This is a genomic window from Lacrimispora sp., from assembly GCF_032078915.1.
Taxonomy (GTDB): Bacteria; Bacillota; Clostridia; order Lachnospirales; family Lachnospiraceae; genus Lacrimispora.
The window spans coordinates 1-8,358 of record NZ_DAMAUN010000135.1 but is presented as its reverse complement, the minus strand read 5'-3'; the positions used below and the strand labels follow the sequence as shown (position 1 = coordinate 8,358).

Annotated in this window: 7 protein-coding genes; all 7 read left to right on the top strand. The window is 47.3% G+C overall.

All coding sequences use genetic code 11. The annotated features are described in order from the left end of the window. Nucleotides 1-125, top strand: a 125-nt coding sequence (locus RT269_RS30295; RefSeq protein WP_313187713.1) for a DNA translocase FtsK, incomplete at its 5' end; no start/stop codon positions are given. 49 nt (nt 126-174) lie between these two features. After that, the gene (locus RT269_RS28230; RefSeq protein WP_313187710.1) at nt 175-1,845 is read left to right on the top strand and encodes a formate--tetrahydrofolate ligase; all 1,671 of its coding nucleotides are present in this window, start codon (nt 175-177) and stop codon (nt 1,843-1,845) included. Between the two features lie 13 nt (nt 1,846-1,858). Next, entirely contained in the window at nt 1,859-3,334 is a 1,476-nt protein-coding gene (locus tag RT269_RS28225; RefSeq protein WP_313187708.1) for a UDP-N-acetylmuramoyl-L-alanyl-D-glutamate--2,6-diaminopimelate ligase, read from the top strand. Nucleotides 3,335-3,422: 88 nt separating this feature from the next. Then, on the top strand, nt 3,423-4,793 hold the full coding sequence (locus tag RT269_RS28220) for a UDP-N-acetylmuramoyl-tripeptide--D-alanyl-D-alanine ligase (protein WP_313187706.1): 1,371 nt from the start codon (nt 3,423-3,425) through the stop codon (nt 4,791-4,793). 73 nt (nt 4,794-4,866) lie between these two features. Beyond that, on the top strand, nt 4,867-7,095 hold the full coding sequence (priA, locus tag RT269_RS28215; RefSeq protein WP_313187705.1) for a replication restart helicase PriA: 2,229 nt from the start codon (nt 4,867-4,869) through the stop codon (nt 7,093-7,095). Between the two features lie 18 nt (nt 7,096-7,113). Continuing rightward, a complete protein-coding gene (def, locus tag RT269_RS28210) occupies nt 7,114-7,608 on the top strand; it encodes a peptide deformylase (protein WP_313187703.1) in 495 nt (164 codons plus the stop codon). A 2-nt stretch (nt 7,609-7,610) separates the two neighbouring features. Beyond that, nucleotides 7,611-8,358, top strand: a 748-nt coding sequence (gene fmt / locus RT269_RS28205) for a methionyl-tRNA formyltransferase (protein WP_313187701.1), incomplete at its 3' end; no start/stop codon positions are given.

Below are 8,358 nucleotides of genomic sequence, written 5' to 3'. Positions count from 1 at the left end.
TCGGCTTTAACCGGGCTGCCCGGATCATGGACCAGCTTGCAGAAGCCGGAGTAGTAGGAGAAGAGGAAGGCACCAAGCCACGCAAGGTACTGATGAGCCTGGAGGAATTCGAGGAAATACTGTAAAGTCCGATAATATAGAACCGTGTTATTTACATAGAAGGAGGATTGGAGAATGAAAACAGATATCGAAATCGCACAGGAGGCAAAAATGCTTCCTATTAAAGACGTGGCTGCATCCTACGGGATCGGTGAGGATGAGCTGGAGCTTTACGGCAAGTATAAGGCGAAGCTGACGGATGAATTGTGGGCGCGGGTAAAGGACCGTCCGGATGGCAAACTGGTTCTGGTAACCGCCATCAATCCTACTCCGGCAGGAGAAGGGAAAACCACCACTACCGTAGGTCTTGGTCAGGCATTGGGGAAAATGGAAAAAAAGGCGATCATCGCCCTCAGAGAACCCTCCCTTGGACCATGCTTTGGAATTAAGGGCGGCGCGGCAGGCGGCGGATATGCCCAGGTAGTTCCCATGGAAGACTTAAATCTTCATTTTACCGGTGATTTTCACGCCATAACTTCTGCCAATAACCTGCTTGCAGCTCTGTTAGATAATCATATCCATCAGGGGAATGCTCTGGGAATCGATACCCGTCAGATTCTTTGGAAGCGCTGCCTGGACATGAATGACCGTGCTCTTAGAAACGTTGTGGTCGGCCTTGGTTCCAAAGCAGAAGGCTTTGTGAGAGAGGACCACTTTGTAATTACGGTTGCATCGGAAATCATGGCAATCCTTTGCCTTTCAAATGATATGGAAGATTTAAAAGATCGGCTGGGAAGAATCATTGTGGCATATAATTATGCTGGAGAGCCTGTAACTGCCTCTCAGTTAAACGCAGTAGGGGCTATGGCGGCTTTATTAAAGGATGCGATAAAACCCAATCTGATCCAGACACTGGAGCACACCGGCGCCATCGTTCACGGCGGTCCCTTTGCAAACATCGCTCATGGCTGTAACAGTGTTCGTGCAACGAAGACAGCCTTAAAGCTGGCCGATGTCGTTGTGACAGAGGCTGGGTTTGGTGCGGATTTAGGCGCGGAAAAATTCCTGGACATCAAATGCAGGAAAGCCGGATTAAAGCCCGATGCCATTGTGCTGGTGGCAACCGTGAGAGCCTTAAAATACAACGGCGGAGTGCCTAAGGACCAGTTAAAAGAAGAAAACCTGGCTGCTCTTGAAAAAGGGATTGTCAATCTGGAAAAGCACATTGAAAATATGATGAAATACGGCGTGCCGGTCATTGTTACCTTAAATTCCTTTATCACAGATACAGAGGCAGAACACCAGTTTGTTAAACGTTTTTGTGAAGAGAGAGGCTGTGAATTCGCCTTATCCCAGGTGTGGGAAAAAGGAGGAGAGGGCGGCATAGAGCTGGCCGAAAAAGTCCTTTATACCCTGGAACATAAAGAAAGCAATTTTGCACCCATTTATCCTGATGAAATGGGACTGGAAAATAAGATCGCCACAATTGCAAGGGAGATCTATGGCGCGGCTGGGGTGACCTATGCTCCTGCAGCTTTAAAAGCCATAAGAAAATTTGAAGAAATGGGCTTTGGCAGCCTTCCTGTGTGTATGGCAAAGACACAATATTCCTTATCCGATGACCAGACAAAGCTTGGGAGACCAGAAGGCTTTGACATTAACGTACGGGATGCTTATGTATCTGCCGGAGCTGGATTTGTGGTCATTCTGACCGGAGCCATCATGACAATGCCAGGTCTTCCAAAGAAGCCGGCTGCAGACAATATTGACGTAAATGAAGATGGAGTAATCACCGGATTATTCTGATTTGGAGGTTTTAATGAAGTTTATAGAATGGCTAAAGGACTTAAAATATGAAGTATTGCAGGGTAGCCTGGACGTGGATGCAGAGGATGTCATTTATGACTCCAGAAAGGCCCGGAAGGGCGTTGTATTTGTCTGCATGAAGGGAACGAGAACCGACTCCCATGAATTTATCCCTGAGGTGGTGAACGCCGGGGTGGAGATCCTTGTAGTAGAACAAAAGACAAAGATCCCGGATGGCGTAACTGCCATTCTCGTACATAATGCCAGAGAGGCGCTGGCTTTACTTTCAGCCGCCAGGTTTGGTTATCCGGCGGAAAAGATGGTGACCATTGGAGTGACCGGAACCAAGGGAAAAACCACCACCACGCACATGATCAAGACAGTTCTGGAAGCCTGCGGGAAAAAGGTGGGAATGATCGGAACCACAGGTATTGTCATCGGCCAGGAAGTAACTCCTACGATGAATACAACTCCCGAGTCCTATGAACTTCACCAGGCCTTCAGCCGTATGGTGGAGGCTGACTGCGAATATATGGTGATGGAGGTTTCCTCCCAGGCCTTTAAGATGCACCGGGTAGACGGGATCTGTTTTGATTATGGGCTGTTTACCAATCTTTCGCCTGATCATATCGGACCGGATGAGCACCAGGATTTTGAGGAATACCTTTTTTACAAATCCAGGATTTTTTGCTGCTCTAAAGTGGGCATCATGAACGGTGATGACGAGCACTGGGAGGAAGTGGTAAAGGATGCCACCTGCAAACTTTATTCTTTCTCCATGGAGAAAGATGGAACTGACTTTAAAGCAGAAGCCATCCGATACATCGCCCAACCGGATTTCGTGGGACTGGAATTTGACATCAAAGGAACTTCTGAGCTTTCGGTCCGGGTGAATATTCCGGGACGCTTTAACGTTGCCAATGCATTGGCTGCAGTCAGTGTCTTAAGCTTTTTAGGGCTTCCGAACGAGAAGATCTGCCATGGGCTGGAACATCTAAACGTGAACGGACGTATGGAAATCGTATATGCCTCTGAGAAATGTACGGTAATCGTAGATTATGCTCATAATGCGGTCAGTATGGAAAGTCTGCTTTCAACTCTAAGAGATTACCATCCGAAGCGCCTTGTCTGCGTCTTTGGGTGCGGCGGAAACCGTTCCAAGGACCGGCGGATTACCATGGGTGACAGTGCGGGACGTCTGGCAGATTTTACGATTATCACTGCGGACAATTCCAGATACGAAAAAACGGAAGATATCATTGCAGACATTCGAGGAAGTCTTGAAAAGACCGGAGGAAAATTCATAGAAATTCCGGACCGCAGGGAAGCGATCCGCTACAGCATCATTCATGCCGAACCGGGTGACATGGTTGCCATTATAGGAAAAGGGCATGAGGATTACCAGGAGATGAACGGAGTCCGCCATCATTTTTCAGACCGGGAAGAGGTTTTAAAGGCGGTGGATGCCCAGCTTTCAGAGGAAGCTTAAAAGGAAGGAACAACGAAAAATAAAATGCCGGAAGCCGTAGGGATATGCGGCTTTCGGCATTTCCACGGTAGATGGAATGGAGGAAGCAATGGTAAATATGACAGTAAAGGAAATACTTTCAGCTACAGGAGGAAGGCTTCTTTGCGGAAACGAGAATACAGTTTTAGAGCACATCAGTATTGATTCCAGATCGATGAAGGGGAATGATCTGTTTGTCCCTATCATTGGAGAAAAACAAGATGCTCACCGCTTTATCGGGCAGGCCTTTGACAATGGAGCAACAGCGACGCTTACCAGCGAGCATGATGCCATGGACTTTGCAAAGCCCTGGATCCGGGTTGAGGATACAAAAAAGGCTCTTCAGGCCATCGGGAGCTATTACAGGGACCGTTTAAAACTTCCCCTCGTTGGAATTACGGGAAGCGTAGGAAAGACCACTACAAGGGAAATGGTCGCTTGCGCCCTGTCGGCCCGTTATTCTGTTTATAAAACTCCTGGAAACCATAACAGCCAGGTGGGAGTGCCCATTACCTTATCGGAGATCTCGGCTGGGGATGAAATCGGAGTCATTGAACTGGGAATGAGTGAGCCGGGAGAGCTGACCGTCATTGCCAGGATCGCAAAGATCCAGATGGCTGTGATTACCAACATCGGAGTAACCCATATCGAGCAGCTGGGATCCCAAGAAAATATTTACAGGGAAAAAATGACCATCCAGGATGGCCTGATGGAAGGCGGTATCCTGTTTTTAAATGGGGATGACCCGCTTTTAAAAACAACAAAGGCAAAAGAAGACTGTAAGACCATCTATTACGGAACAGGGGAAAACTGTGATTACAGGGCTTTGGATGTCCATCTGGAGGAGGGCTTTCCGACCTTTACTGCAGTCTTTGGCCAGAAGAAGGTTCCTATACGGCTGGCGGTTATGGGAAGCCATAACGTGTTAAATGCCATGGTGTCTCTTGCGGTAGCTTCTGAGTGCGGCATTCCTATGGAAGAAGCCACAAAATGCCTTCAGGAATTCACCGGCTTTAAGAACCGGCAGCAGATCTATCATGTGGCAGGTATGACCATCATTGATGATACATATAACGCCAGCCCGGTTTCCATGAAAGCAGGTCTGGAGGTTTTGGGCTCTATAACAAAGGCGGAACGAAGGATCGCTGTATTGGCTGATATGAAGGAGCTGGGAGAAAAATCCCCAGAATACCATTATGAAATCGGAGAATACATTGCAGAACATCCGGTATATGAGGTAGTTACTTTAGGAGAATTGGCAGGGGAGATCGCCAGAGCGGTGAAGGAACACGCCCCTCAAATCACGGTTAAAGAATTTATGGAACCGGAGCTGCTGGTATCTTATTTAAATAAGGAGTTAAAGGAAGGGGACTGCGTGCTGTTTAAGGGCTCCAACAGCATGAATCTCGGCCCTGTGGCGGAGAAATTTTACCGGCCCTGACAGCCTTCTATGGCTCTTGTAGCATAAGGCGTACCTTTATGCCCCAAAAGAGTGGGCAGAAAAGAGGAATACAATGACGGAACGATTTGCCCGGATTATTATTGATATTTCCCATGAAAAAGTTGACAGAACCTTTGATTATAGGATTCCGGCCGGGCTTCTTGATGAAGTGGCTGTAGGGTCCCTGGTTTTGATTCCTTTTGGAAAAGGAAATTCCATGCGGAAAGGGTACGTGGTCGGCATTGCCGCCCATGCGGATTATGATCCGGATAAAATTAAGGAAATAGCAGGGATCGTAACTGATGGTGTATCAGCAGAATCCCTGCTCATTTCCCTGGCATGGTGGCTGAAGGAACGGTATGGCTCCACCATGAACCAGGCATTAAAAACGGTACTTCCGGTAAAGCAAAAGGTAAAGCCAAAGGAAAAAAAGGTGCTTAAAAGCCTTTTGGATCATACTCAGCTTATCAATGCGTTAGAGGAAGCGGAAAAAAAGAAATATAAGGCCAGAGCACGCCTCTTTCAGGCGCTTATGGAAAATCCTGTCATCCCATACGAAATTGCAGCCAACCAGATGAACCTTTCTGCCGCTACTTTAAAGCCGGTTATAGAAAAAGGATACGTAAGCCTTGATCGTGAAGAGGTTTACAGAAATCCCGTTAAAACAGAGGCAAAAGAAAGAAGCAAGGTAGTTTTAAATGGGGAACAGCAGGCCATTGTAGACAGCTTTTGCATGGATTATTCCCAATCGGTAAGAAAGACCTATCTGATCCACGGCATTACTGGAAGCGGAAAGACGGAAGTTTACATGGAACTGATCCAAAGGGTCATAGAGGATGGAAAGCAGGTGATCGTTCTCATTCCGGAGATTGCCTTAACCTACCAAACCGTCCTGCGTTTCTACGGAAGGTTTGGGAACCGGGTGTCCATCATCAATTCAAGATTGTCAGCAGGGGAACGGTATGACCAGTTTGAACGGGCAAGAAACGGAGATATTGATATTATGATCGGTCCCCGTTCGGCCCTGTTTACTCCTTTTTCCCGTCTTGGGCTGATTCTGATAGACGAAGAGCATGAGGGTGCTTACAAAAGTGAGGTATCCCCAAGATACCATGCCAGAGAGGTGGCTGAGAAAAGGGCCTCCATGCAGGGGGCATCTCTTGTTTTAGGCTCGGCGACCCCATCCCTGGAAGCTTATACAAAAGCCCTTCAGGGGGAATATCGGCTTTTCCGCCTGACGGAACGGGCCAAAAAAAACAGCCGTCTGGCGGCAGTATCTGTGGTGGATTTAAGGCAGGAGCTAAAAGAAGGCAATAAATCCATTTTCAGCAGGAATTTACAGGCACTGATCCAGGACCGGCTGGAGAAGCGGGAGCAGGCCATGCTGTTTATCAACAGGCGCGGTTATGCAAATTTTGTTTCCTGCCGCTCCTGCGGCGAAGCCATTCGCTGCCCTCACTGTGACGTGACTCTGACACTTCATAATAACAGCCGTCTTGTTTGTCATTATTGCGGTTATTCCATACCCATGCCAGACCGCTGTCCTGCATGCAGTTCTCCTTACATTGCCAATTTCGGAGTGGGAACCCAGAAGATAGAGCAAATGACAAAAAAGATGTTCCCGGCAGCCAGAGTCCTGCGAATGGATCTGGATACGACTTCAAAAAAGGGAGGACATGAGGAGATACTCACCGCTTTTTCTGAAGGAGAGGCTGACATCCTTATAGGCACTCAAATGATCGTAAAGGGGCATGATTTCCCCAATGTAACCCTGGTTGGGGTACTGGCGGCAGACTTATCTTTGAATACCCCGGATTACCGTTCTGCAGAACGGACCTTCCAGCTCTTAACCCAGGCGGCGGGAAGGGCCGGCCGGGATTCTCGAAACGGTGACGTGATCATTCAGACCTATAGTCCGGAGCATTACAGCATTGCGACTGCCGCAAATCAGGATTATGAGGCGTTTTACCAACAGGAAATGGCATATCGGCGCCTGATGAAATACCCTCCGGCAAGCGGCCTTCTAACCGTTCAGTTTTCCTCCAGACAGGAAGACTGTTTAAAAGAAGCAGCGGCTATGGCAGCCGGGTTTATCGGCCCCCTTGCGGAACAGGAAGCAGTACAGATCATCGGCCCGGTAGATGCCAGCGTTTACAAAATTAATGATATCTATAGAAAAATTTTATACTTGAAACAGGAAAACTATGATATACTAATAAAAATCAGGGATCAGATCGATGTTTTTTCAGAAAATCATCGGCAGTTGTTTGATCAGGTGATGATTCAATATGATTTTTCATAAATGAGAGGATAAAGGAAAATGGCAATTAGAAAGATTAGAACCATTGGAGATGAAATTTTAAGAAAGCACTGCAAACCTGTAAAAGAGATCACACCAAGAATTACCGAGCTGATCGTAGATATGTTTGAGACCATGTATGAATCAAATGGAGTTGGTCTTGCAGCTTCCCAGGTGGGAATTTTAAAACAGATCGTAGTTATAGATGTAGATGACGGAAACCAGTATGTGCTTATTAATCCGGACATCGTAGAGACAAGGGGAAGCCAGACCGGGCCGGAAGGCTGCCTTAGTGTGCCCGGAAAATCCGGAACGGTTACCAGGCCCGATTACGTAAGGGTAAAGGCTTATGATGCTTCCATGGAGCCGTTCGAACTGGAAGGGGAAGGATTTTTAGCTCGTGCAATCTGTCATGAATGCGACCATTTAAACGGTGATTTATACGTAGACAAAGTGGAAGGCGAGCTGGAGGATGTCTCCCTGGATGAGGATGAAGAAGGAGAGGTTGAAGAATAATTATGCGTATCATTTTTATGGGAACACCTGATTTTTCCGTTCCAGCTCTTGAGGCTATACAAGAGGCCGGACATGAGATCCTTGCGGTAGTTACCCAGCCTGACAAACCAAAGGGAAGAGGGAAAGAAGTCCAGATGACTCCGGTAAAGGAGAAAGCAATGGAATACAACCTCCCTGTTTACCAGCCGGTTAAAGCAAGGGATCCGGAGTTTGTCAAAATTCTTTCAGATATGGTACCGGATCTGATCATAGTGATCGCTTTCGGACAGCTCTTACCAAAGTCCATTCTGGATATTCCCAAATACGGTTGTGTGAATATCCACGCTTCTCTGCTTCCCAAGTACCGCGGCGCATCTCCCTTACAGTATGCGGTCATTAACGGGGAAAAAGAAAGCGGAGTCACGACCATGATGATGGCGGAGATTCTGGATACCGGAGATATGCTGGATCAGGAAGCCATTGCTTTGGATGAAAAGGAAACCTTCGGAAGCCTTCACGATAAACTGAGCAGGTTAGGTGGCGGCCTTATATTAAAAACCATAAATAAACTGGAAGACAAAACGGCTATCCGTATCCCCCAGGATGATTCCAAATCCTGCTACGTAGGTATGATAAAAAAGTCTATGGGAGACATTGACTGGTCCATGGATGCAGTATCCATTGAGCGCCTGATTCGTGGATTAAACCCATGGCCCAGCGCCTATACAGTCTGGAATGGAAAAGTGATGAAACTATGGGAAGCAGAAGTAG